The organism is Gracilimonas sp. (assembly GCF_031581265.1).
Lineage (GTDB): Bacteria > Bacteroidota > Rhodothermia > Balneolales > Balneolaceae > Gracilimonas.
The window spans coordinates 61,397-87,014 of the sequence record NZ_JAVLBQ010000009.1 but is presented as its reverse complement, the minus strand read 5'-3'; the positions used below and the strand labels follow the sequence as shown (position 1 = coordinate 87,014).

The following is a 25,618-nucleotide window of genomic DNA, read 5'->3' as shown; positions in this document are numbered from 1 at the left end:
CTGTAAAGATAAAAGTTTTATACAATAAAAAAGTCTGTGCATGAAATATACACAGACTTTAAAAACTCAATTCTTCGGCCGCCTATAAGGTATTCGGCTGAAGATTTACATTCGACTTTGGCTCTCCATTCAGTTCACTCTGATCTTTGATAATGCCCGGCTCCGGAGTTCCAAATAAAGTAGTGTTTAATTTTCTTCGTCCTCGCTCAATTACGCTGTAAAGAACCGGAACTAAGATAAGTGTTAGAGCGGTAGCAAATATCAACCCTACAATAACGGCAATAGCCATCGGGCCCCACCAGGCTGCTTGTTCACCACCCCAGTAAATATATTCACCCAGACTACTGAAAAACTCAATTGGTGTTGAAACCAGCACAATGAAGTCAAAATTAAAGCCTATGGCTAACGGAACTAAACCAAGCGTGGTTGTTATCGCAGTCAGGATTACAGGACGGAAACGAATTTTTCCACCTTCAATCAGTGCTGAACGCAGATCAAGTTTATCCCTGCTTCTCAAAATATCGATGTAGTCAATCAATACAATGGCATTATTTACTACAACTCCCGCCAATGAAATAATCCCTAAAATTGCCATAAGGCCAAGCGCCATTTGGAATGTCACCAATCCATAGAAAACCCCTGCTGTTGACATAATTACCGAGCTCAAAATGATGATCGGTTTTGCGATAGAATTGAATTGAGACACCAAAATAAACGCAATTAAAAACAGGGCTATCAAAAAGGCTCTTCCTAAAAACTCAAACGATTCTTGCTGATCTTGCTGTTGTCCGGTCCACTCATAGCTGTAGCCACTTGGAAGTCCATCCAGGTAATCACTTAACAACGTTTGTGCTTCAGCCAGCACGGCATTAGACTGGTAGCCTGAGCGCACATCTGCACTCACCGTTATCACCCGCTCTGATTCCTTATGACGGATACCGCCAAAACCATCTCCCACTTCCCATGTTGCTACTTCGGAAAGCGGTACCTGAACACCTTCATAAAAAATCGTAAGGTTAGCCAGAGTACTTAAGTCATCTCTGTATTCATCTGAAAGACGAACGATGATATCATACTCTTCTTTACCATCACGGAACTTTGAAGCTTCCACACCATTGATGGCTTGCCTTATAGTCATACCAATTTGGTTGGTATTCAGATCAAACAATGCAGCCTTTTCCCGGTCTACCTCAACTTTAACCTCGGGGCGGGATTCGGGTAAATCAGATTCCAGCCCATCCATTTTTGCATAAATAGAATCGGACTCCAGTTTCCTTAAAACTTCATTGGAAATTTGGGTGAGTCTCCTCATCTCAGGACCCGAAATTTCCAGGTTGATAGGTGGGCCTGTTGGCGGACCATCCTGGGGTTTCTCTACGGTGATTTTAGCGCCGGCAACCAAACCTGAAAGATTATTTCGCATGTACTCCATGGCCTCAAAAATATCTTTTTGGCGCTCTTCGTAATCTTTGAAGTTTATGGCTACGGTTCCTAAATGGGTTGAATTTCCACCGCCGCCCCCGCTTGGGTCACTTGAAATAGCTGTACCTGAAACGGCTAAGATAGTGTTATAGTCAATATTGTAGGGCATTTGCTCAACCCGGGCAGCAACTTTATCTACCACGCTTTTGGTAAACTCAACGTCAGTACCTACCGGTGTTTCTATTTGCACATACACATCACGCGGAGGAATGTCTTCGGGGAAAAATTCCGATCCCGGGAAAAAAGCGGTTAATACAACAATACTGGAAACCAAGACTGCTACAGAAATACCTATAGTAGTCAATCGATGATCAAGTGCCCAGGACAACGTGTTTTCATATTTATCCAACATATTATTAAGTCCCTCTCGCTGCCACCACTTTCCAATAGGGTTTAAAATAAACCGGTTGGTCAGCCATAATATCCCGCCTAAAACTATCAGCATCGTCCAGGTTATGAAGCTGGAAACCAGCAGTATTACCAAAGTAACTCCAACCAAGCCATAAAGAATTTGTTTACCACGTTTGGTCATTACCGGTTTACCCGACTCTGTGTCCACTTTCATAAACAAAGCACAAATCACCGGGTTAATAATCAACCCAACAAAAAGTGAACTTGAGAGGGTAATAATTAATGTCTTTGGAAGATATCCCATAAACTCCCCGACAATACCCGGCCAAAAAATCATGGGAGCAAAGGCAGCCACAGTAGTTGTGGTCCCGGTTATAATAGGTAAAGCAACTTCACCTGTTCCTTTTTTAGCGGCCTCAAAATTGTCATATCCTTCTTCCAGATATCGATAGATGTTTTCAACTACCACAATGGCATTGTCAACCAACATCCCCAGTGCAAGTATCAACGAGAACAGGACGATCATGTTCATAGTTATTCCAAGAGCACTGAGTACAATAAAGGACAAAAACATGGATAGTGGAATGGATATTCCTACAAAGGAAGCATTCCGAACACCCAAGAAAAAGAGCAGAACACCTACTACTAATATCAGCCCTGAAATGATATTATTTTCCAAACTCGACACCATGTTTTTGATATCGGTACTTTGATCGTTGGTGATTTTGTATACCGTACTTGGTGGTAGGGTAGGCAGTGCTTCGTCAAGGATACGTTTTACCTCAGATGAAGTCTCAAGTATATTTTCGCCACTTCGCTTCTTCACACCCAATGTTATTACCGGAGAATTATCTAAGGTGGAATAGGTTTCACGGTCTTTATATCCAAATGTAACGGAGGCTAAATCCCGAATATATACCGGGTGCCCTTCAAAGGTTTTTATAACAATATCCTCAATAGGAGCTGTTGTTTCATATTGACCCGGCACACGTAAAAGAAAGTTTTTTGTGCCTACAGTGATATCACCGCCCGGCACGGTCACATTTTCTTGTTGAATAGCGGCAATGATGTCAGTGAAACTTAAATTGTAGTACTTAAGCTTGGGCAAGTCTACATCCACTTGCACTTCCCTTTCCAGGCCCCCCGTTAAATCTACCCCTAAAACAGAGGGGACCATCTCAATTTCCTCCTGAAGATCTTCAGCAAGTTCTTTCAAAATGTCGAGGTTATAATCTCCCGACAAGTTTATTTGCATGATGGGAAATTCCGATAAATTCACCTCTTGAATCTGTGGGTCTTCGGCGTCTTCGGGAAGCTCAGACTTAGCTAAATCTACTTTTTCCCGCACTTTTTGCAGGGCTTCATCGATATCAATACCGGTATTAAACTCCAGGTTTATATTTGAATAACCTTCAGAGGATGTAGAAGTCATTGTTTTAACATCGCTGATGTTACTCAACTCATCTTCGAGCTTTCGGGTAATCAAGCTCTCCATATCTTCCGGAGAAACACCCGGGTAGATAGTAACAACAAAAACATTTGGTACTGTTATGTTAGGAAATGATTCTTTAGGTATGCTTACGTAAGAAATTACCCCCATAACGGCAATAAGCGCCACCAGTACTAATACACTTATCCTGTTATCTACTGAAAAAGAAGAAAGCCAAAATTCTTTCCGGTCTGCAACATTTTCATTATCGCCCCCTTGATTATTAGCTTCGTTATTTAAATTATCCGTACTCATTGTTTAATGATTCTCCAGATTCTTTTTATATTGTATTATTGGGAAGCGAGATTTCCGCCCTCTGATTCAATGATGTTTAAACGAGCCCCTTCATTGAGAAAAGCAGAGCCTATAGTTACCAATTCATCCCCGAATTCAAGCCCATCGCGAATAATTACATCTGACTTGAAAGATGGTCCCAGCTCAACCACCCTTCTCTCTGCTATGGGGTTTCCTTCTTCATCAACAGCTTTAACAAAGGTCACAAATTCATCATCTTCTTTGTAAATAAACTCTTCACTTACAATGATGACATTATCTTCGTAAAGGGTATTCAGCCTGAGATTAGCTATCATATCTACTTTGTAGCTCTGTTTATCGGTAGGTAAAAGAACCTCTACTCTGAAGGTCCTGCTCTGGGGATCGATACTTTTGCCTACATACGTGATAGGCCCTTGAAGGGTATCAGCCATTTGAGAATCAAACCAAACTTCTACCTCATCTCCACTGTTTACGACATCTGCATATCGGGCAGGAACTCCGGCTGAAATGATGAAGGTATCTGAACCTATCAAACGTACCACCGGCACTCCGGGTGAAGCTATTTCCCCTTTTTCAACCAGGTAATTTTCAACAATTCCGGTGAAGGGTGCAGTAATTCGAGCATTATCAATATCCACGTTGATGGAAGCTAAAGCAGCCTCACTTTGTTGGTAATTAAATTTCGCATTCAAAAAATCAATTTCGGAGCCAATGCTATCCTCTTCATAGATTGTTCTGAGTCGTTCATAATTTTCTCTTGCTTGGGAGGTGGCTGCTTCTAATCGAGCCTTTTCCTGCTGAAGTTTGGCGGTATCCAAACTCATGATAAGCTCTCCTTTTTGAACTTCATCACCTTCTGATATATGATGACTTAGAACCCTGCCTCCAACTTCGGCAGAAATCATGATATCATTCTTGGTTTCCACATTACCTACAATGCGCAGCTGACTTCTAAATTCGGATGGTTCTAAAACCGTTGTTTCTACATTTACGGATTTCCCAACCGGCTCATCTTCACCATTTTGAGAACTTTCATCCTCAGAACAAGCCATAGCAAAGGCCATTGTTAAAAGGGTTATTAATACCAGGTTTAATTTCTTCATTACTTAAAATTTGAGCTTTTCGTATTTATTAATATTCACTGACTTCAGGCAGGGTATCCACATAGGGAACTTGCCCGGTAGCTAAATCATATTGCGCTTTAGCACTTAGATATTCAAATACCATCATGGCATAATTGACTTCCGCCTGCCGTACTTGTACTTCGGCATCGGTCACTTCTATCTGTGAACCAATCCCGTTTTCCAATCTCTTTAGGGCTCGCTCATATCCTTCTTGCGCCTGAGCTAAAGCCTGTTTTCGGGCTTCTGCTGTTTCAAAAGCTTTATTTAATGTCTCGGCAGCAGATTCAATTTCATTTTCTGCATTTAATCGAGCAGCCCTTTGTTGTACTTCGATATCTTTACGAGCTATTTGTGCTCTCTGTACATCAGCTATTCTTTTAAACCCTTCAAAAATTGGAAGGTTCACATTTACGCCCATCGTCTGGAAACGAGAACTATTTTCAAAGAAATTTGGTGTTCCTGATTCTGCTGCACTCCATTGTAAATTGTAAGAGGCCGTTATCGTTGGCAAGAATCGGCTTTTTACCGCCTGAATTTCTTTTTCATTTAAATTTAAGCGAGCCTGCAATATTCTTACGTCACCGCGAGCTTCAATAAAATCGGACTGCTCTTCGGTACTTTTTTCGAAGGCAAACGGATTCATTTGATCCACTTTTTTTATAGCCCTGTTTTGCTCTGCCGTAAAATTCTGATCTACGATGTCAAATGAATTTAGATCTCCTACTACTTCAAAATCCACTTCCAGCGGAATGCCAAGCGCTACTTTCAAATTTCGATATGCTTCTTTTAGCGCATACTCAGCTTCAATTAATTGTGGACGCTGATTACTGAGCTGCACTTCCAGTTGCGTAACGGCATAATCATCTACCAAACCGGCTCTTTGTCGCGACCTGTTTTCTTCTAAATTCTGCTCCAATCGGTTGATTTGAGCCTCTTGCAAACGAACTTGCTCTTTAGCCACTAACACGCCGTAATAAGCACTTCGTGTTTGCGTTATAACCTGCTGTGTTACCGCCCTTAAGTTTTCTTCTTGAACCGTTTTAAAAATTACCGATGTCGACAGGCCAACGAAAACTTCTCCTCGGAAGATATTTTGCTGAACCGAAATTCCTCCCTGCCAGTTATTGTCGGTGCCAAACTCAACGGGAATAAAAGTTCCAGGGTCCCCTCCAAAAAATTCCCCCGGCACAAATTGAACAGGCACCTCAAAGTTCCGTGTATAATTTACCGAGGACGATATATTTGGATACACTTCGCTGTAGGCGATATCCACCATCTCATCGGCATCTTTAACGGATAATATGGCACGGTTTACTTCAGGATTATTTATCACTGCCAGCTTAATGGCTTCTTCCAGGGTGAGTTCACTGTTATCTAATAAAGAATCTCGTTCAACCTGTGCAAATCCGGCTCCGGAGATTAGAAAAATAAAACTGATACCTAATAATGCTGTGCGGGTAAAAAGACGGGTCATCATTGTTTAATAAGCTATAACTACTATGTTTTATAAAATTTCGGCGATCGATACGTATTCAATCCTTTTCTGTTTCAAAAATTGACTTCAAGTCATCTGTTATTTCTCCATCTTCAGTTGCAATCCCCTGACCAATCAGTTTCATATAACTTTCAAACATACCGGTCACTTCAATTTGATTTTTCTCCAACAACTGAAAATGTGGGGTATTTTGATGGAGGTAAGCCATATTCACCAATCCCTGTGACGTACTCCAAAGCAAGACTGCTAATTCTTTTGGATCGTAAGAACTATTTATGGAACCATCTTGCATGCCAATTTGAATAGCCCGTACCATAGTGGTAAATGAGGTCTCCATATTGCTTTGACAGGAAGATATGTACTCACTGTCATCAAGCTGAGATGTCTCCTTTAGATTATCAAAGAAACGCATTGAGCGGAAAAACTCGGGGTGATCGCGCACGAAATTTAAAAATGTTGCGCCTATGGTGTACACCATTTCAATGCCCGACAGATCCCGGGTTATAACTTTTGCAATTTCTTGGGATAACATCCCGGTTGCCTTATTGCAAATACCAAGTACCAGATCGGTTTTATTTTTGAAGTAATGGTACAAAGAACCCTTGCTTACCTCAGCTCGCTCCGCAACTTCATCCATATTCAGATGATCCAGTCCTTTCTCCAGAATCAGCTGCTCGGCCGACTCTAAAATAAGTTCTTTCTTACGCTCTTTTTCTCGTTCTTTGCGTTCGGATGTTCCCATATATTGACTTTAAGTCATTTTTTGAATACAGGTCAAAAACTAAGAACATTTACATTTAGTTCCCATCTTTTCTCATTTTTTTTGCAACGAAGTATTTTGTCGGTTTAAAAGCGATGCGCTAATGCTCTAAAGTTGTTTCGGTTTATGTATCAATCCTCTTACCTTTGAGCTTCATAAAAAATGAGCGTGAATTGAACCGAACCTATTTAATTGATCTTAGCCTAATTCTTGTAGCTGTTATTTGGGCCTTAAATTTCAGCATTGTAAAAGTCTCACTGCAGGAGATGGATCCATACAGCTTTAATGCCCTGAGGTTTGTTTTTGCCACCTCCATCTTATGCTACTTCACCCGAAAGCGTGGATATTCCCTCATGGTCAAGAAAGATCATTTCTGGAAATTGGTTGGTATCGGTATCATCGGAAATTTATTTTATCAACTGTTTTTCATCATCGGAATCAACTATACCTATGCGGCCAATGCGGCCGTGATGCTGGGAACCATCCCCATTTGGGTTGCGCTGTTATCCCATTTTTTTACCAGCGAAAAACTCACGCTATATAAATCTATAGGCGTAATTTTGGCTTTCCTTGGAGTTGCTCTGATCATTTTGGGGAGCAGCGACGAGCTCTCCTTTAAATCAGAAACTTTTTTGGGCAACCTGATCACCCTTGCCGCCGCACTATGCTGGGCTACGTATACCATTTTGTCCAGACAATTTCTGCCCTTCTACAGTCCGCTTCAATACTCTGCATTTATGTCTATTGTGGGACTGGTAACCTTGTCTTTGATTGGACTTCCTTTCCTGATTCAACTAAACTGGTCGGGAATTTCGTTAGTGGCGTATGGTGGAATTCTTTATAGTGGAGCCTTATCCATCGGTTTAGCCTACATCATGTGGAACAATGGTGTAAAGATAATTGGGGCTGTCAGGACGGCTGCATATCAAAATCTGGTTCCGGTTTTGGGTTTAGTTTTTGGATTGATTTTATTGGGTGAAGAACTCGCAATTCTTCAATATATTGGAGCTATATTTGTAATTGCCGGTATTATTTTAGCTCGCAAAAAAAGCAAAAAAAATTTAAAAAAATATATAATGAACTTCTTGAAACCTGCTCCCTTTCTTTTTCTTTTAATTGTTTTAATTATGGGAGTTTCAACTGAATTATTTGCACAGCAGGAAAATAATCAACAAGAACAGACTCCAACATTCAATCTTCAGTTCAACAATATACTACAAGGTTATTATTATCAGGATGCAATTGGAGCATTAATGGCCGGAGAGTTAGTTCCCATTGACGAATCTACCGATCTAAGCAACTATATTTTAGGCTCAAACGATTTAATTACTGTAACTATAAAAGGGAGTCAAAATATTGTTTTGCGGGGGTTATTTATAAACCCAAACGGTGATATTATTATTCCTTCTTTAGGCACTGTTAAAGTAAAAGGGAAAACTATTCCAGAAGCTGAAATAGCTGTTCAGAAAACGGTTAGTGAAGTACTTAAAGACCCTTCGGTAACCATTAGTCTGGAATATCCAAGAGCTCCAACCGTGCATGTTTCGGGTGAAATTCCATATCCCGGAAAATATACTTTAAAACCTTTTACTCGTTTGGATGAAGCAATTTACAGTGCATTTCAAAATCTTGAGATTGATGAAGAAACAGGGCAACCTATAGAAAAGAAAAGCAGTGAAATATTAAATAATGATGCTTATAACTTTAGAAATGTAGAAATAACCCACTTGGATGGACATAAAGAAACAGCCGATCTTGTAGCATATTATAAAGCAGGTATAACCGAAGAAAACCCCATTGTAAGAGATGGAGACAAAATTAATATTGAAAGAATAAGTATTGAAAGCCCAAGAGTTAGTATTTCCGGAGCTGTTAAAACATCTAATGATTTTAATTATTCCCCAACCGATACTCCTGCTTTATTAGTACAATTGGTTGGAGGACTCCGTGCTAATGCAGACTCTTCTGTGATATACATTTACAGAAATAATAACAATGAAACTGAACATATAGAACTTTCAAAAAATGATTGGGATAGCTTTGAACTGTTGCCAAATGACCGACTTGTAGTTCCTGAAAATCAGGAGGAGGTGAAAAATGCTTCAGCGTGGGTCACCGGGGAAGTAGGAATTCAAGGTCGGTTCCCCATACATCCAGGAGAAACAACAGCTTTGGACCTTATAGATTTAGCCGGAAATATGACTAAAGATGCTCTGCCTGCGGCTGCTTACCTTGAACGCAGCGGTTATCTCCAAAACGAAGCCCCAAATAAATTTAATACTGATGTTTTAAAAAGAACTTCTGACCAGCTACAACAGGGCTTCGAGTATTTAAACTTGGAAACCAGATTAAGTAGGAATAAGGTTTACATAGACCTGACCGATGAAGAACAACTAAAAAGAGTTAAAATATTCAACGGGGACCAACTTTTTGTACCCAGAGATGAGCAAACCGTTTTTGTATTTGGCCAGGTCAACAACCCCGGTTATTACCATTATTCGGGTACTGAATTATCCGTAGATGACTATATTGAAAAGGCTGGAGGTTTTGCCTTATCGGCAAACAAAAGTCAAGTATTTGTTATGAAAGCAGGGACAGGGTCTTGGTATAAACCTCACGAAACCTCTTTAAGTTCCGGTGATCGGATTTTCGTAAACCGTATCCCTTATGATGAATTGACAGCCCAACGAACTTATGAGGTGCAGCGAGAACAAATAAAGAATACACGAATCCAACTTATACTGACTGGTATTTCTACTATTACCGGAATTATCACCACTTATGTGGCCATCCAAAATATTAGAAACTAACTAATAGAAAATATAACAGATATCCCCTTGATGAACTCTAACTACTCTTCTCCTGAATGGATTGAAATTGCCCGGGAACTTTACAAAAACAAAATAAAAATTGTTGTACTGGTCTTTGCAGTTTCAGTTATTGTGGCAATATTTTCTTTATTCTTAAACAATAAATATAAATCAACCGCAAATCTACTACCCAATCCTTCCAGGGGAATTGGGTTTGATCTTTTTGCTGAAGAAGGGGGGCTACAGGGGATTGCCAGTTCATTTCTTGGCGGTCAATCGGATGAAGCCAATCGCTTCTATATCATATTGGAAAGCTATACCGTAAAAAAGGAAGTAGTAGAAAAATTTAATTTAATAGAACGGTATGAAACCTCGGAAGCTGAAGATCCTCTAAGAGCAGCCATTCTTACATTAGAAGATCATTTAAACTTTGAGTCTAAAGAAGAGGGTAACTTTATTATTGATGTCTGGGATACTGATCCCGATACAGCAAAAATGATCGCTGATTTTTTAATTGAAAAACTAAATACACGGAGTACCACTATAGCTACCCGTGAGGCCTCTAAATATCGTGACTTTATAGAAACCCGATATCAGAAATCCATTACCGAGTTTGATAGTTTATCTACTGAATTAAAAAGTTTCCAGCAAAAATATGGTGTTTTGGAGCTTCCAACTCAAGTAGAACAATACTTCTCAGTAATAGCTAGTCTTAGCACTGCCAAATACCGTGCCGAAATTGAACTAAACTTGTTGGAAGAAACGGTCAACACTTCAAGTACCGCCTATCAAAACGCCCTTAATCAATATCAAACCATTAGTAAAAAGCTTGAAGAAGTATATAGTGATACTCTTCCAGACAATATTGAACTTAATTTTACAGCCCTTCCTGAAATTTCAAATCGTTATATGTGGCTAATGCAGGAGGTTGAAATTCAAAAAGAAATTCAAAAATTCTTGGTTCCGGTATATGAGCAAGCCAAAATGGAAGAGGCCAAAGCACTGCCAATTGTTAGTGTTGTAGATGAACCGGTGGTCCCGGTTTTAAAAGACAAACCCAAAAGAATGCTTATCGTCTTAATGGCGGCTATATCTGCTTTGATTTTGTGTTTCTTGTATTATGTGGCCGTTTTGAGTTTTCGAAAAAACAACGACCTGATACACAGAATCACCAATCAGGATTAACGTGATAGGTGCTCAGATCAAATATTTTTCAGCAAAAGAGCTGATTGTATTCTTTTTCCTCAACCTGATAATTATCGGGTCTGTATATCTGTTCCAAGATTATCCTCCCTTTGTCATTGCTCTTGTACCCTTGGCTTTTTTTATAGCTTGGCTTTTTATCCGACACCCACTCATAATTCCTTATTTATTAATTGCTCTTTCCCCTCTTTACTTAGATTCTCCTGAAGGCTTTGCAATTCAGGATCTCGTTTTCTTTTCCACATTCGGCATCTTCTTCATCTTTTATTTTATCCCTTGGATTTGTCAGCTAAAGTTGCCTTTGCAAAGTATTTTGGATCAGGTTGCCTTTGGTATTCTAATACTGACCGGTTATGGAATTATTTTAGGATTTCTTCATCAGGCCAGTCTGTTTAATATTTTTGCCGATGCCATTAACTTTATTCCGTTTGTTTTTTACTTCGCCTTTAGGAAACTGGCTAATCATGAAACCGGTAAAAAAGCACTTTACTATACCTTTATCGTTATTATTCTGTTTGTAGCCATCCGAAATCTTATTTATTACCGGGAAATTTTACTGGAGGCTTTTATGCCCTGGCAGCAGGAACGTGCTCGGGTAGCCGCAAACGAAGTTATACTCCTGACCGGCAGTATTTTCTTTTTTGTGAAGGCTATTATGGCACAGGCCTTCAAGAAGCAACTGTTCTTTATTTTGCTCTTTCTTCTTTTATTTGTTGATTTGATTATCACTCAAAGCAGGGGGTATTGGCTGGCTTTTTCTTTTGCATTAACAGCCGTGTTTATAATCAGCGACAGATCTCTAAAAAAGAAGCTTTTAACTTATCTCGGTAGCATAATGCTGATTTTAGGAGTTGTTATAGTGTTCTTTTTCAGTGATGAATTGGCCCTGGCTCTGGAAGGTTTGGCTAAACGGTTTGAAACCCTGGGAACCGGAGAGTTAGATATCTCTTTAAAAGAACGCTGGCTGGAAACCGTAGCAGTTTGGGAAAAAATTGTTGCCAACCCCATTGCGGGCTATGGAATGGGAACGACCTATCGCAGAGAATTGCTTTTCCTTAATTTTGTTGAACAGCGATATTTTATACACAATGGCTATCTTCTGGTTTGGTATAAAATGGGGATATTGGGACTTATAGCGTTTATAACCCTTTCAGTCTCAATCCTAATAAAAAGTTACCAGATTTATAAATATCACACCGCTCCAGAAATAAAAGCCATTGCACTTACTGTTTTTTCTGTGTTAATCGGAATACTTTTTGTAAATAATACCAGTCCACAATTTTATCATTTTGACTGCCTGCTGGTCATTTCATTGATGGCTGTTTTTGTAACTTACTACTCGAATCGAATAGCACCATCCCATATCAAAGCATAGCATGGCAACCACTCCACATTTTGATGTCTCGGTAATAATTGTCAACTACCATTCACTGGATGATGTGAACGACTGTATTAAATCCATCTTGGAACAAACCACCTCTTCTCTCTCTTTTGAGGTTATCATCGTTTCAAATTCTGAGGAGCAAGAACAAGATATTGATATCATAAAAAGTATACACAAGGATATAACTTACTTTTCAACCGGAGAAAACGCTGGCTTTGCCAAGGCTAACAATATCGGAGCCAATATTGCCCGCGGTGAATACTTGTTTATCCTTAACCCCGATACCTTGTTATTAAATGATGTTTTGGGGTTATTTTATAAAAAAATGGAAAGCGCACCTCCCATAGGACTGATTGCACCCTGTATGTATAACCAAAACCTGGAACCTTATCCAAGTGTCATCGGGGATATTAAAATCAGTTCACTTATCAGCCTGGCAATTCCTTTTGGAGCCCTCTTATTTTATCCGCCAAACCGTCATAAGTTTTACTTACCAAAACAATCCGGGGCTGTAGATGTAGTACAAGGCAGCGCACTGTTTTTGTCATCGCAATTGTATAGCGACGTAAAAGGGATGGGAGAAGAGTTTTTTATGTATTCGGAGGAAAGGGATTTATGTCTTAAGGTTCGAAAAGCTGGCTATTCCGTTTTTTATTATCAAAAAGCCAAAGTAAAGCATATTGGCGGGACTTCCACCTCAAAATCTTTTCTTAAAATGGAAGTTCAGAAGCATCGTTCAAAAAAAATCTTTATAAAAAAATATTACCCAAACCTGATTTTTCTAAATCGTCTTTGTGGCAGCTTTGGATATTTTTGGCGATTTATTACCGCTTTGATTACCCTGAAAAAGAAAAAATTTAAACAATTTGGTACGCTTTTTAAATGGTATTTATTAACGTATAAATAAGTACAAACCCGGCTCAAACCTTACCAAAGGATAATTACGCAGTCCCTATAGTAATATTCCTCATTTACTATTGCTTCGTATTTATCTTTATGAAGGGATTACATGAATGATAAGAAATGTTACAAAAAACCGAAAATGATTAATCCGGGCTAACGAAATATAGTTGGGCTTTTGAAAAAACCCTTCACTTCTCCCGAAAGCTGATACTTCCACATCACCAATGCAAAAATAACTACAATGACTGGAAACAACATCAGTCTTATTTCAAAACTTTCTACCAGAAAGCTCAATGTAATAGCCCCGGCAGAGAGAAAGGCCATACCATAGAATTTTTGAAAGTTCTTGTTCCCCGAAAATTGTCGGTCGGCATAAATACTCATCAATAAATAGTCCATAAAGAGACGGGCAGAATGAGCAATAGCCGCCCCTAAAATGCCATAGGCACTCGCCAACAGGTATAAAATGATTGCATAAACCGCCAACTCGAACAAATGGATTTTGGCAGCTATATCCGGCTTATTAAATCCATGTAGAAAAGCATAAGGTATATAGGTGAGACTTTTCAAATAGTAGCCCACACAAAACACCTGAAGAACCATCATACTTTCCGCAGCCAATTCTGTATTAATCCACAGTTCCAAAATCTCAAAAGAGAAAAACGCAATAAACAACAAAATAGGAAAGGAAAAACAGGCAGTAGCCTCCATCCCCCCCCTCATTAATTGTCCGCTTCGCTTTTTGTCATGCACTACCGCATTGGAAATGGCCGGAAACAGAACGGTAACTACAGAAACAAAAATCGCACTTATTTTAACAAGGATATCAAGCGGGGTAGCATAATAAGTAACTGCTGCTACAGTAATAACAGAGGCGATCAAAAACCGATCAAAATAATCCAATAACGGACTAACCACATTGGATACCGAGGCCCATCCACCAAATAACAACAAGGGTTTCACACTTTTCTTAATTTTAGAGAAATCAAAGTGAAATAAATTTTTCCTGACAGTTACTAAAATTCCCAAATAAACCGCGAACGTAGCCACTTTTAGAAACACTAAGGAAGCTATAACCACAGAAAACTGATCGGTATACACCAATACTAAAAGCGGAGCCAGATAATTTAGAATACTGTTGCTACCCTGAATCCAAGCCAGTGTTTTGAATTCCTGATAAGCTTTGAACACCGCACTGAACACCGAATTACTGAATACAAAAGGAAGCGCTATGGCGGTGTAAATCACCGAAAGCCGGGCTTGTTCGTGCAGATGTTCCTCAATTTCAAAAACCTGCTGTACCAGCAATTCATCACAAAAGAATAACATAACGCCCAATAAGCTTCCGATACAAAGTATTATCAGCCAGGCCACCCCAAAAATTCCAGGGATATCCTCTTCCTTATTCAGCCCTATTTTTTCTGATATAAATTTTACCGCCGCACGCCCCAAACCCAAATCCAGGAACGAAGCAAACCCTATTATAACCCAAATTATGGATAGTAAACCGAAACGGGCATCTCCAAGTTTACCAATTAAAACAGGTATGGCAAACAGGGCCACTGCGATGGGTAAAACTTTCCCCCCCAAACTCCACAGTACATTCCTGAACAGCAAAGCACCTTTTAACAGCTCGTTTTTCTTGTTTGTTGAGTTCTCCAAAAGTCAGACTGCTAAAAATTTTATTAAGTCGGGATAGTTGCTTGAATTAAAAAAAGAATAATAGGGGTTTAAGTTGTCAATATCATAAAGATTAAATCACTCTTTACCATTCATAATTTCAAAATGCCTATTAATTAAACTTATACTAATACTTCCAACTACAGCATATTTTTACGCAAGTTATATTATACTCTCAGAGTAAAAACTCTATCATTAATTCATAGCCTGTACAATCATATTCAAAGAAATTTTTTTAAAACTTCGGATTTTCTTCACTAACATGCCGGGTTCTGAATTCATAAAAATGTAGGTCATGTAGGCACTGGAACCCTTATTGCCCAAGCTATTGCCTTGCTCTTTAGTCCGGTTATAACCAGGCTCTATACCCCAGAAGAAATTGGAGTCTTTTCATTTTTCAGTTCGAGAGTGGTTGTATGTACCCTTCTGTTAACCTTGACGATAGAGTTTGCTATTGTATTGTCAGAGGATAAAACAGAATCAAAAAACCTGACCATATTTACCATTCGTGTTACTTTTTTAACAAGCATCTTCTTACTGGGACTTTCTTACTTTTCAGCCAACTCCTTATCTGCTCTTTTTAATATACCCCCCCTTGGCGATTATACTGATACCAATCGGAGCCCTGGCCAATGCCTTTTTCAGCACCGGGAATCAGGTGCATATAAATAAAAAAAACTTTAAAACTCTTTCGATCGCCAAGGTTGGTCAAACCGGAAGCATGGTCTCCGTTCAATCCGCGTTGCCTTTTCTTGGCTTTTCGTACACTGGCTTAATCATCGGGCACATAACCGGCAGAATTTTAAGCGTTTTAATCTTATTCAGAAACCAAGGCGAAATTATATATGGAAAACTAACGAGTCGCTGGAAGGCCATATTCAAAAAATATGCGGATCATCCGATGTATGTTCTTTCCTCCAGCCTGTTGAGTACTTTTTCCAAAGAATTACCTGTACTTGCTATTGCCCCTATTTTTGGTTCTGTCCTTTTGGGATTTTACGGGCTTGCTTTCAGAGTTTTAATGATGCCCATCACTTTAATAATTGTCTCTACGGGGTATGTATTTTTTCAGAATTTCAGTGAAAAATTTAATAAAAGAATACCATTGAGCTCCAAAATTTAAAAAATTACCAAGAGCTTATTTAATTGACCTGTATAAATCTACCAACTTCTTTTCTTCCCTTGCCCAGTTAAATTTTTCTCTTACTGCCTTTTGTCCATTCTCTCCCATTCTGTTATGTAACTCAGGGTTATCTTTTAGAAGTTGAATAGCCTCTTTTATCTCTGCTTTATTTTGGGGATCTATGGCAATTCCTACTCCCAACGGCTTCAATAATTCAACCCAGGCATCCATACCGGAATAAATGATCGGTATGCCGGCGGCCATATATTCAAAAAATTTGGTCAGTTGTTTATTCTTAACATGTTTACTGTAAGGAAATAAAGCCAGTCCTGCCAGCCAATTTTTACTCTTGTATAACTCCGTAATTTCCTCAAAAGGCACATATGCTCCTACACCTTTGGCAACTAATTTGTCTGATCGATCTTCAGCTTCTTTTTTCATTTGATCGTATAAATCAGGCTCACAACGTCCTATACTCCATACCTCAAAGTCATCTGTGTAACTTAGTATCCGAGCATGATTCAAAGCTCCTCGGTCTTCCCGAACATTCCCTGCATAAATAAGCCCCGGATAAATGGAATCCGTTTTTCTTTCTTCCATCCATGATAAATCAGGATAGTTTAAAATCGGCACTGCATTTGGAAATCTTTCGCTGTAATAACTTTCAGCAATTATAGTGTGAATTTTATTGGCAGCTTTACGCTCATAAAAATTGACCAACCATATAACCAGCGGTTTTATAAATTCCGGCAGGTATTCTCGTTGACGTATAGCCGTTGTATTATCCTCATGGATATCATAAATAATGTGGACATTATTATTCTTGGCCAGCTTTAAAGCAGCCGGAATTAACTCGGGGTCATGAAAATGAATTACTTGAGGATCTAAGGAAAGCGCTTGTTGAAATATCTTTTTTGAAGCCCCAAAAAAACGATTCAAGCGATTCTTGATTTCATAATTCAAGCTATGGATTTGAACCCCGTCAACTTTTGAATTTATTCCATCCTGTGTAATTAGATGAACATCATATCCTGCAGCCGACAGAGACTTGCACTCTTTATCAAAAATCCTGGGGTCCTGCCAAGAATGTACAGTTGAAACATGGACTACTATAATGTTTTCCCCCATTATTGAAAATGAATTGATTAACTTTGGACTTAGGCTTAGAATTAAAGGAGTTTATGAAAAACTTACGACCTTATTTACCTCTTTTTCTGATAATACTCGGAATTATCTTCTTGGCTAAGATAGTTCAGGTTTTCTTTTTAATGCCATTGATAGAATCGGCATTCCAAGGCGAATCTTTTGAGTACCTGAATAAGCTTTTAAACAAACATCAGCTTAAGGATCCCACTTCACGCGACCTTCAATATTACCAACAGCTCATTCCTCAATATATCAATCGTCTCATCTTAATAGGGGTAATAGCAGCCATATTTTTCTGGGATATTTTCAGAATTCAACAAAGAAAATTTAAAAAGTTCCTGCTTGAGGAAAAATCCCCGGTTAACTTAGCCGTTTTGAGAATAAGTGTGCTGTCATTAATTCTTTATTCGAATTTTCCGGCTACCGCATATGAACTGTCTCAATTAGGTCGAGATGCTATAGTCGCTCCTACAGGTTGGGGCAGCATATGTCATTGAGGCTATAACTAACCCTGAATTCGTTTATTATCTCGGCCTCGCTTTTACTGTATTTTGCATTGGTGCACTACTCGGCGTTTATACAAAACCTATGATGATTGGTGCTACCTTAACGGGGTTTTTTATTATGGGTATTCCTCAGTTTTTTGGCAAAATCGACCACTATCATATTCTGTGGTATGTGTTACTAATATTAAGTGTAAGCCCTATCGGTCATTGCTTATCAATTGATAGCTGGCGAAATAATATCCCTCAAATTAATGGAGTGAAATCCAGTAACTATGGAGTACCAATAAAAATCGTAATGATTTTAATTGGGCTGTCATACTTTTTCCCGGGATTTTGGAAATTTTCCATTTCCGGTTTTGAGTGGGCTTTTAGCGAGAACTTGAAATTTAAGTTGTATTCTAAATGGCTCATGTTAGATGGATGGACTCCATTCTTCAGAATCGATCATTACCCATTTCTATATCAATCAGCTGCTTTTATGACTTTAGTTATAGAAATAGGTTTTATTTTCGCGCTTTTCTATAAAAAAATTCGCCCCCTGTTCGTCATTGGGGCATTGGGTTTTCATGTATCTGTATGGTATTTCATGAAAAATCCCTTCTTTAGCCTCATGGTACTTTATGTAATCTTTATCAATTGGAGTAAAGTTTTTGCATTCATTTCAAATACACTCAAAAACTTTAATCTTTCTGAGGTAGAGGTTTTAAACAAACCTAAATCCTATCTAAAGTACTTCATTGTTGGAGGGTTTCTTATTTTTGGGAATGTTGCTACCGGAAGCTTACTTATTGACAGCTGGCCTTTTGGGGTTTATCCCACCTTTGCGTCTATAGAATCTGCAACCGTACCAAGCATCTTAATTCAAGCTGAAAATGAAAACTCTGAGGTGGTATCAGAGTCAATTCCTCTCTTAGATGCCAACTTTAAAAATGAATTTAATTCAGTGGTTCGTTTAAGAGGATATTTAGGAAATCTATTAAATGCCAATACGCCGGAACCTCAATCATACCGAGCTTTAGCAGATATTTTTTATGACTCTAAGAATCTAAATCCCGACAATTACACCTTAAAGTTCTATAAAATTCGTCTGAGTACTAATCCCGATAAAAGTTCTAAAGTCAATCAAAAACAAGAACTCCTATACTCACTCTGATACAGTCGATTGATCGGTAATAAATTTTTTAAAATTGGAGTAGTCTTCCCGTAAATTCTTTTCAATTTTACGTTCTAACTCTGTACTCATGACCGGCTTTTTTAGCGGTTTTTCTGTCTTCTCTCTATAGTATAATTTCCACCCTTCAGGGATCGTATTTTTCAGGAACTTTCCTACTGAAGTGTTTAATACCCAAGTATTAAAAGCTGACCTTTTAGTTTTGGTTTTTGATTTATGCAAGTCTTGGCTAAGTATCCCCTCTTCAAAATCAAATTCAACCCCAAGAAAAGCACAAACCTTTTGAAGCACCTTTTCCTTATTAGTTCTTAGCTCTTCTGCATTTATAATAAGCAACTGTGACCTGTCAAAGTATTTCAAATACTCTTGCACCTGAAAAAAATATTTGCTCGTTTTAAGGTAGTTACTGTCTGCTGTTAAAGCTTTAGTTAAAGGTCTTGTTTCCCGGCCAATTGAGTAGTTATGTATGTAATGAGAGTACACCCTCTCAACAGGGTCCCGAAATAGATATATTAGTTTAACATCAGGCAATAGTTGGTGTATTTTTTGGGGAACACCTTTGAATAAGTGAGCTTTCGTATAATTTGGTGACGCCTCTCCATTCAACTTATACTGCTGCGTAAATTGTGATGCATACCACTCCTCCCCTTTTGAAAAGTTTATCTCCTCAACGAAATAATCCAGCTCTTTCTCTTTGGGCATGAAAATATCCGGATGGTGACTTAAATAATGATACAAGCTGGTTGTACCACATTTCATTGCTCCAATAATAATAAAATCAGGATATTTTGTTGTTACTTCCAAAATACACCGCCGTTGATCACTTTTTCTACCACCCTTTTACTCTCAAAAATATCTTTCTCAATAGCTGATAACTAAAACCGCTAAAGTGTCCTATTTGCATCACTACCACGCTAAAAGCAGTATGCCACCAAAGAGATAATACCCCCGGACTCTTTGTATCTCCCTTCCAGTTTTCTTCTTTGAATTGCTTGTAGTTGGTAACAGAAATCCGAAATGATTCTATCAAAACTACAGCAACTAAAAAGGCTGCCACATGGGGAAAGTAAAGATTAGCCGATGATACCAGATCGGCTATCAAGTAAATAACTAAGGAAAAAATAAAGACGAATGGAGTAAGCCCTCGAATAGGGGAACTTTTGGGATGCAGAATCTTCGTTAAAAAACGGCCACGCCCATAGCGAAAATACTGCTTGAATAATTTTTTATAAGAATCCCTCGGGTAATACCAGCTTTTTATCTTTGGACTCACAAACACAGTTTCGCCAAAATTTTCTATCAAACGAAGATTTAATTCCGAATCCTGGTTGGTGATGTTTTTGGTGTTAAAGCCACCAATTTCACGGAGATCCTCAGTCCAGAAACAGCCCAGAAAAACAGTATCTGCATAGCCTTCGTAGTTCTCGTCCATATATTTGGCTCCACCATTTCCCAAAAAGCTTTTTACGGCAAGGGCGGTACCGGCCTGAATAGGATTGGCAGCAACATATCGCTGGGCTCCCCCGACGTTACGGGCACCGGTTTCTAAAAACACTTCTATATTTTTTTCAAGATAGTCTTCTTTGTATAAACAGTGACCGTCAGCACGCAGAAAAATTTCCCCTTCAGCCTGTTCAATCATTCTATTCAATGCAAAAGACTGGAATTTATCGGGATTGTCAATCAGCTTAACCCGACTATCTTTTTCAGAAAGTTCTTGAACTATTTCCCTGGTCCGATCTGTACTCCCCCCGTCAGCAACTAAAACTTCCACTAAATTGGGATAGTTACTGTTCAAAAACCCGGATACAACTCTCTCAATATGATCTTCTTCATTAAGTACGGGAATTCCAACTGTTACCCCGGGAGTTTGATCAATATCTGAGGATTCTTTCGTAATATTTTCTGTTATTTGTTTTGTTTTAACTGTTGACAAAATAAATGATTTATCTGCTTAATATACTATTTCAAGCATCAAGAATTATATTCGGTTGCCCCCGCTTAATAAATATAAAATAGCCATTCTCACAGCCACCCCGTTTGTCACCTGATCCAAAATAACGGCACGGTCACTATCTGCAACTTCACTTTCCATTTCAACGCCGCGATTAATGGGGCCTGGGTGCATCACCTTAAAATCAGGATATTTCTCAAGATGAGAAAGCTTGATGCCAAATCGTTCATGATATTCTCTCAATGAGGGGAAAAATTCAGTGCCCTTATCCTGTCGCTCTAGCTGAATTCGAAGGGCCATGGCTATATCACACCATTCCAAGGTTTCTTCCAGATTATAGGAGACTTCAGCTCCCATATCATTTACAAAAACCGGGATCAATGTTTTTGGACCACAAAGCACAACCTCTGCTCCCAATTTCTTAAGACCAATAATATTTGAGCGAACCACCCGGCTGTGGGCAATATCCCCAATGATAGCAACTTTCTTCCCTTTCAAATCGGGATGAAGGGTTTGCATGGTGAACATATCGAGCAAGGCCTGCGTGGGATGCTCATGAGCACCGTCACCGGCGTTTAAAATAGCTGCATCTACACATTGTGTGAGGAAGTGGGGTACGCCCGGACTTTCGTGCCGAACTACCACCATATCAATTTTCATGGAACTGATATTACGGATGGTATCTTTTAGGGATTCTCCTTTCTTGGTACTCGAAGAACCGGTCGAAAAGTTAACGACATCAGCACCCATTCTTTTTTGAGCCAACTCAAAAGAGAGTCGGGTTCGGGTACTGTTTTCATAAAAAAGATTTACGATCGTTTTATCTCGCAAAGTAGGAACTTTGGGTACGGGGCGGTCTAATATTTCACGAAAATATTTGGCTTGCTCCAGCACAAAAAGAATATCATCTGCAGAATAATCGGCAAGGCCAAGCAGGTGTTTTTGGTTAAACTGATATTCGGTAGATTTTTTACTCATCTTTGCCCTCCTCAACTTCTACGAGATACACGGCGTCTTCATCGTCTATTTCCTTCACTTTCACCCGTACTTCTTCATTTTCATACGTAGGTAAATATATCCCCATAAAATCAGCGGATATTGGCAATTCACGATGGCCACGATCTACCATACAGCAAAATTTTATGCTGCGTGGCCGCCCATACGACATTAAAGCATCCATTGCAGACCGTACCGTTCGGCCGGTATAGAGTACATCATCCACTAAAATGATATCTCGGTCATATAGGTCGAAAGGTATTTCGGTGACTTGAACTTCCGGCATTTTCAGTTTTGAGCGGTAATCATCCCGGTAAAAGGTGACGTCTAAAACGCCAAAATCAATTTCTGCACCAAACTCTTTTTTAATTTCACTGAGAATTCGTTTCCCCATGTGAACACCGCGAGTCTGCATCCCAATTATAGCGGGACGGGACAGATCATCATAACCCTCCAAAAATTGATGGGCCAATCGCAGGTAGGTGCGATTCAGGTCTTCAGCGGTCATGATTTTGGCTTTCTTCAAGCGGTAATACCTTTTTGCTTTTGATTGCGAAAGTTAGCGTTTGTGTGTAGTAAATGCCAAAGGTAAATCATCTGCTTTAGAATATATAATTCAAAATAATTAGCCGGAATCGCACGGATGTAAAGAATCTTGCAATTGCTTTCTTTTAGCTCCTAATCTCGGTATTATTGGCACCCTAAAAAAAGCTTTAAATACTAAACAGGTATCCATGAAAATACACGAGTATCAAGCCAAAGAAATTCTTGAAAAATATGGGGTAGCCGTTCCAGCCGGAATTGCCACTACTACCGTAGAAGAAACTGTTGAAGCTGCCAAAAAGCTTAAAGAAGACGGTGCTTCCCTATTTGTAGTAAAAGCTCAAATTCACGCCGGTGGACGTGGCAAAGGGCGCACTAAAAAGAATAATGCCAAAGGAGTTGTACTCTGCAAAACCATTGATGAAGTCAGAGAAACAGCAGAAAATCTCCTGGATGATGTGCTTGTGACCGTTCAGACCGGTGAAGAAGGTCAGCTTGTACAGCGACTGTATGTAACCGACGGTGTGAATATTGAATCTGAATTTTATCTCGGGATTTTACTCGACCGTGCTGTGAGTAAGAATGTCATCATGGCCTCTACCGAAGGTGGAGTTGAGATTGAGAAAGTAGCTGAAGAAACCCCTGAGAAAATTGTTAAGGAATGGGTTGAACCAGGCATGGACCTTCAGCCAAATCAAGCACGACGGATAGCTTTTGCTCTTGGGCTGGAAGGAGAAGCGCTCAAAAATGGAATCAAAATTATTCATGCACTTTACAATGCGTATGAGGAAACCGATTCTAATATGTTTGAGATCAATCCTTTGATCACTACGCCTGATAACAAAGTATACGCGCTGGATGCCAAAGTGACTTTTGATGACAACGCCCTGTATCGCCATAAAGATTTGGCTGAGCTTAAGGACGAATCCGAAGAAAACCCACTGGAGCTTGAAGCTCAAAAATACGACCTCAACTACATCAAACTGGATGGAAATGTAGGTTGTATGGTAAATGGCGCCGGACTTGCGATGGCAACTATGGATATCATTAAACTTTCCGGTGGCGAGCCTGCCAACTTCCTTGATGTAGGTGGCGGAGCTAATGTTGAGACCGTAAAAAATGGCTTCCGTATTATCCTTGAAGACCAAAATGTGAAAGCTATTCTGATTAATATTTTTGGCGGGATTGTTCGTTGCGATCGTGTTGCCAATGGCGTTATTGAAGCGGTGAAAGATCCTGAAATTGCCGAGAAAGTGAAAAATGTACCGATTATTGTGCGACTTCAGGGAACCAATGCGAAAGAAGCCAAAGAAATCATCGATAACAGCGACCTGAATGTTATTTCAGCTGTATTGTTGAAAGAAGCTGCTGAGGAAGTATCTAAGGTGTTGGCTTAATCGGAAGTTGATTTCTTATTGAAATTGAAAAGCCTGCTTTTAACAAAGCAGGCTTTTTGTTTTTTTGAAACTCTATCAAACATGTGAATGGAACGCGGATTGTGGATTTTAGATAATTCGATGACAACTGCTAGTTAGTTTTTTTCAAATAATACGTTAAAGTCCTCCCTTGCCTGTCCCGTACACGCTTGTCGGGGAGGGAGGTGCCGGACTGAGCGGATGCGAAGTCTGGCGGTGGGTGTTGGGGCTAAGGGCAACACATCTTTTATTATCTCATTATCTCCATTAATTTTGATTGTGAGCTGTATCAGACTACATTTTTCTTGGCACCAACACCCCTCAAAATCAGTCAGGAACAACTAACTGATTTATCTCCCCTCCAGGGGAGACTTCTCTTTTTCAACATCTTCTTGTGAATGAATTATCTAACATCTACAATCCCAAGTGCCCCCTAAATACGAAAAGAATATATAAGTGAACACGAGGGATCTCAATATCCTATTTGGGATGTCATTCAATCTTTGAGATCCATCGCGTTCACTATTACATACCGAATATAACAGGCCGGGCGCTCTGGGTGACAACTTCTGTGGTAGAACTGAGAAAACCAATCCTTAGCAAGATCTTCCCATTTGGGGTTCAATTCCTTTTCCTTAAAAAGCTCATGATGCAGTAGAAGTTTCAGACGTGTCTTTCAACCGCTTGCTCACTTCTTCATAAAATTCTTCGTACTGCTTTACGATTTCATCCTGATTAAAACGCACTGCCTGACTTCGGGCATTATCAGCCATTTTCTTGTGAAGTTTCTCATCACTTAAAATTTTGACTCCATAATTTGCCATACACTCCACATCATCTAAATCACATAAATATCCAGTCTGCCCGTGAATATTTACTTCAGGGAGTCCGCCAATATTAGAACTAATTACAGGAACACTGCAACTCATGGCCTCCAGGGCGGCAAGGCCAAAGGTTTCGGAACCGGAAGGAATTAAAAATAGATCAGCGATAGACAATACTTCCTCCACTTCTTCCAGTTTACCCAGAAAGCGAACCTTATCACAAATGCCAATGTCCCTGCATTGTTGCTCTGCTTTTTGACGATCCGGGCCATCCCCGACTAGTAATAACTTAGCATCAATTCCAGCCTCTACAATCTTGGAAAAAACAGTCACCACTTCCGGTACACGCTTTACCTTCCTGAAATTGGAGACGTGCACCACTACCTTTTCATCATTGGGGCAAATGGCTTTCTTAAAATGACTCTTATTTGATTTCTTGAACCGATCGAGATCAATGAAATTTGGTATTACCCGAATATCCTGTTGGATGTCGAAGTGCTCATAGGTTTCCTTTTTTAAATATTCTGAAACGGCAGTTACCCCATCACTTTTATCAATGGAAAATTCGACCACATGTTTATAGCTGGGATCCCGGCCTACCAAGGTAATATCAGTACCATGTAAAGTAGTGATGATGGGAACAAGGATTCCTCTCTCCCGCATAATCTGTTTTGCTAAATAGGCACTGGTGGCGTGCGGCAACGCATAGTGCACGTGCAACAAATCCAGATCTTCATACTCAATCAAGTTAACCATCTGCGATGCCAAAGCCAGTGCATAAGGTGGGTAATCAAATAATGGGTAAGAATTAATGGAAACCTCGTGGTAGGTAATCCCGGTTTCAAGGGTATCGAGACGCGCCGGGCGCGCATAACTGAGCATGTGAATATTATGGCCGTTCTTAGCTAAGGTCTTTGCTAATTCTGTAGCAACAACACCACTTCCGCCAAAGGTAGGATAACAAACAATTCCAATATTCATTT

Annotated in this window: 20 protein-coding genes; 9 read left to right on the top strand and 11 right to left on the bottom strand. The window is 39.5% G+C overall.

Annotated features, from left to right (window positions below; genetic code table 11):
• Positions 1-82 precede the first annotated feature (82 nt).
• From RI561_RS05390 to RI561_RS05375, 4 genes are read right to left on the bottom strand one after another with little or no spacing between them, the layout of a single operon-like run.
• Entirely contained in the window at positions 83-3,577 is a 3,495-nt protein-coding gene (locus tag RI561_RS05390; RefSeq protein ID WP_395079201.1) for an efflux RND transporter permease subunit, read from the bottom strand.
• 35 nt (positions 3,578-3,612) lie between these two features.
• Positions 3,613-4,701 carry an efflux RND transporter periplasmic adaptor subunit gene (locus tag RI561_RS05385; RefSeq protein WP_395079200.1) on the bottom strand — a complete coding sequence of 363 codons (1,089 nt, stop codon included), beginning with the start codon at positions 4,699-4,701 and terminating at the stop codon, positions 3,613-3,615.
• Between the two features lie 28 nt (positions 4,702-4,729).
• The gene (locus RI561_RS05380; RefSeq protein WP_395079199.1) at positions 4,730-6,199 is read right to left on the bottom strand and encodes a TolC family protein; all 1,470 of its coding nucleotides are present in this window, start codon (positions 6,197-6,199) and stop codon (positions 4,730-4,732) included.
• Between the two features lie 55 nt (positions 6,200-6,254).
• Positions 6,255-6,959 (bottom strand): TetR/AcrR family transcriptional regulator, encoded by a 705-nt coding sequence (locus RI561_RS05375; protein WP_395079198.1) that lies wholly within the window; start codon positions 6,957-6,959, stop codon positions 6,255-6,257.
• Positions 6,960-7,123: 164 nt separating this feature from the next.
• On the opposite strand from RI561_RS05375, the gene RI561_RS05370 reads away from it, so the two are divergent.
• The 4 genes from RI561_RS05370 (at position 7,124) to RI561_RS05355 (ending at position 13,281) form a co-directional block, all read left to right on the top strand.
• On the top strand, positions 7,124-9,787 hold the full coding sequence (locus RI561_RS05370; protein WP_395079197.1) for an EamA family transporter: 2,664 nt from the start codon (positions 7,124-7,126) through the stop codon (positions 9,785-9,787).
• Positions 9,788-9,817: 30 nt separating this feature from the next.
• Complete coding sequence (locus RI561_RS05365; protein WP_395079196.1) at positions 9,818-10,972, top strand: GumC family protein; 1,155 nt, start codon at positions 9,818-9,820, stop codon at positions 10,970-10,972.
• 319 nt (positions 10,973-11,291) lie between these two features.
• Positions 11,292-12,365 (top strand): O-antigen ligase family protein, encoded by a 1,074-nt coding sequence (locus RI561_RS05360; RefSeq protein ID WP_395079195.1) that lies wholly within the window; start codon positions 11,292-11,294, stop codon positions 12,363-12,365.
• 1 nt (position 12,366) lies between these two features.
• A complete protein-coding gene (locus RI561_RS05355) occupies positions 12,367-13,281 on the top strand; it encodes a glycosyltransferase family 2 protein (protein WP_395079194.1) in 915 nt (304 codons plus the stop codon).
• 149 nt (positions 13,282-13,430) lie between these two features.
• Here RI561_RS05355 and RI561_RS05350 read toward each other — a convergent pair whose 3' ends face one another.
• Entirely contained in the window at positions 13,431-14,939 is a 1,509-nt protein-coding gene (locus tag RI561_RS05350) for a flippase (RefSeq protein ID WP_395079193.1), read from the bottom strand.
• Positions 14,940-15,365: 426 nt separating this feature from the next.
• Here RI561_RS05350 and RI561_RS05345 point away from each other — a divergent pair, with 426 nt between their 5' ends.
• The gene (locus RI561_RS05345; RefSeq protein WP_395079213.1) at positions 15,366-15,629 is read left to right on the top strand and encodes a hypothetical protein; all 264 of its coding nucleotides are present in this window, start codon (positions 15,366-15,368) and stop codon (positions 15,627-15,629) included.
• Entirely contained in the window at positions 15,553-16,080 is a 528-nt protein-coding gene (locus RI561_RS05340; RefSeq protein WP_395079192.1) for an oligosaccharide flippase family protein, read from the top strand. Before RI561_RS05345 ends, RI561_RS05340 begins: the two co-directional genes overlap by 77 nt.
• 15 nt (positions 16,081-16,095) lie before the next feature.
• On the opposite strand, the gene RI561_RS05335 is transcribed toward RI561_RS05340, so the two are convergent.
• Positions 16,096-17,208 carry a glycosyltransferase gene (locus tag RI561_RS05335; RefSeq protein WP_395079191.1) on the bottom strand — a complete coding sequence of 371 codons (1,113 nt, stop codon included), beginning with the start codon at positions 17,206-17,208 and terminating at the stop codon, positions 16,096-16,098.
• Between the two features lie 53 nt (positions 17,209-17,261).
• On the opposite strand from RI561_RS05335, the gene RI561_RS05330 reads away from it, so the two are divergent.
• Positions 17,262-17,723, top strand: coding sequence for a hypothetical protein (locus tag RI561_RS05330; RefSeq protein WP_395079190.1), 462 nt, complete (start codon positions 17,262-17,264; stop codon positions 17,721-17,723).
• Between the two features lie 91 nt (positions 17,724-17,814).
• On the top strand, positions 17,815-18,885 hold the full coding sequence (locus RI561_RS05325; RefSeq protein WP_395079189.1) for a hypothetical protein: 1,071 nt from the start codon (positions 17,815-17,817) through the stop codon (positions 18,883-18,885).
• On the opposite strand, the gene RI561_RS05320 is transcribed toward RI561_RS05325, so the two are convergent.
• From RI561_RS05320 to pyrR, 4 genes are read right to left on the bottom strand one after another with little or no spacing between them, the layout of a single operon-like run.
• Positions 18,877-19,707, bottom strand: a complete 831-nt coding sequence (locus RI561_RS05320) for a sulfotransferase domain-containing protein (RefSeq protein WP_395079188.1) — start codon at positions 19,705-19,707, stop codon at positions 18,877-18,879. The genes RI561_RS05325 and RI561_RS05320 overlap by 9 nt on opposite strands.
• A 25-nt stretch (positions 19,708-19,732) precedes the next feature.
• Positions 19,733-20,839, bottom strand: coding sequence for a glycosyltransferase family 2 protein (locus tag RI561_RS05315; RefSeq protein WP_395079187.1), 1,107 nt, complete (start codon positions 20,837-20,839; stop codon positions 19,733-19,735).
• 45 nt (positions 20,840-20,884) lie between these two features.
• Positions 20,885-21,835 carry an aspartate carbamoyltransferase catalytic subunit gene (locus RI561_RS05310; protein ID WP_395079186.1) on the bottom strand — a complete coding sequence of 317 codons (951 nt, stop codon included), beginning with the start codon at positions 21,833-21,835 and terminating at the stop codon, positions 20,885-20,887.
• Complete coding sequence (gene pyrR / locus RI561_RS05305) at positions 21,828-22,379, bottom strand: bifunctional pyr operon transcriptional regulator/uracil phosphoribosyltransferase PyrR (protein WP_395079185.1); 552 nt, start codon at positions 22,377-22,379, stop codon at positions 21,828-21,830. Before pyrR ends, RI561_RS05310 begins: the two co-directional genes overlap by 8 nt.
• Positions 22,380-22,587: 208 nt before the next feature.
• On the opposite strand from pyrR, the gene sucC reads away from it, so the two are divergent.
• Positions 22,588-23,793 carry an ADP-forming succinate--CoA ligase subunit beta gene (sucC, locus tag RI561_RS05300; RefSeq protein ID WP_395079184.1) on the top strand — a complete coding sequence of 402 codons (1,206 nt, stop codon included), beginning with the start codon at positions 22,588-22,590 and terminating at the stop codon, positions 23,791-23,793.
• 662 nt (positions 23,794-24,455) lie between these two features.
• Here the strand turns inward: sucC and bshA are convergent.
• On the bottom strand, positions 24,456-25,616 hold the full coding sequence (bshA, locus tag RI561_RS05295; protein ID WP_395079183.1) for an N-acetyl-alpha-D-glucosaminyl L-malate synthase BshA: 1,161 nt from the start codon (positions 25,614-25,616) through the stop codon (positions 24,456-24,458).
• Positions 25,617-25,618: the final 2 nt, after the last annotated feature.